Origin of the sequence: Virgibacillus aidingensis (assembly GCF_010994035.1) — a bacterium.
GTDB lineage: Bacteria > Bacillota > Bacilli > Bacillales > Amphibacillaceae > Virgibacillus_N.
The window spans coordinates 1-1,220 of sequence record NZ_WIXN01000050.1; the positions used below are offsets into that span (position 1 = coordinate 1).

Annotated in this window: 1 rRNA gene; it reads left to right on the forward strand. The window is 55.1% G+C overall.

The features are described from left to right. Positions 1-1,220, forward strand: a 23S ribosomal RNA gene (locus tag GHD25_RS19765); the annotation flags it as partial.

Sequence of the window (1,220 nt, forward strand, 5' to 3'; positions counted from 1 at the left end):
GGCGATGGACAACAGGCGGATATTCCTGTACCACCTCATGAGCGTTTGAATGATGGGGCGACGCAGAAGGATAGGGAAAGCGCACCGATGGAAGCGTGCGCCCAAGCAGTAAGAGAGTCAGACAGGCAAATCCGTCTGGCAATCTCAAGCTGTGACGGGGAGTGAAATATAGTAGCGAAGTTCCCGATTTCACACTGCCAAGAAAACCCTCTAGTGAGTTCATAGGTGCCCGTACCGCAAACCGACACAGGTAGGCGAGGAGAGAATCCTAAGGTGAGCGGGAGAACTCTCGTTAAGGAACTCGGCAAAATGACCCCGTAACTTAGGGAGAAGGGGTGCTTCTTGCATGAGAAGCCGCAGTGAATAGGCCCAAGCGACTGTTTAGCAAAAACACAGGTCTCTGCGAAGCCGCAAGGCGAAGTATAGGGGCTGACACCTGCCCGGTGCTGGAAGGTTAAGGGGAAGTGTTAGGGTTTATCCCGAAGCACAGAACTGAAGCCCCAGTAAACGGCGGCCGTAACTATAACGGTCCTAAGGTAGCGAAATTCCTTGTCGGGTAAGTTCCGACCCGCACGAAAGGTGCAACGACTTGGGCACTGTCTCAACGAGAGACCCGGTGAAATTATACTATGCGTGAAGATGCGCATTACCCGCGACAGGACGGAAAGACCCCGTGGAGCTTTACTGCACCTTGATATTGAATGTCTGTACAGCTTGTACAGGATAGGTGGGAGCCTTGGAAACGTGAGCGCCAGCTTACGTGGAGGCACCCGTGGGATACCACCCTGGCTGTATGGACCTTCTAACCCAGGGCCGTGATCCGGTCCGGAGACAGTGTCAGGCAGGCAGTTTGACTGGGGCGGTCGCCTCCCAAAAGGTAACGGAGGCGCCCAAAGGTTCCCTCAGAATGGTTGGAAATCATTCGCAGAGTGTAAAGGCAGAAGGGAGCTTGACTGCGAGACCTACAAGTCGAGCAGGGACGAAAGTCGGGCTTAGTGATCCGGTGGTTCCGCATGGAAGGGCCATCGCTCAACGGATAAAAGCTACCCCGGGGATAACAGGCTTATCTCCCCCAAGAGTTCACATCGACGGGGAGGTTTGGCACCTCGATGTCGGCTCATCGCATCCTGGGGCTGTAGTCGGTCCCAAGGGTTGGGCTGTTCGCCCATTAAAGCGGTACGCGAGCTGGGTTCAGAACGTCGTGAGACAGTTCGGTCCCT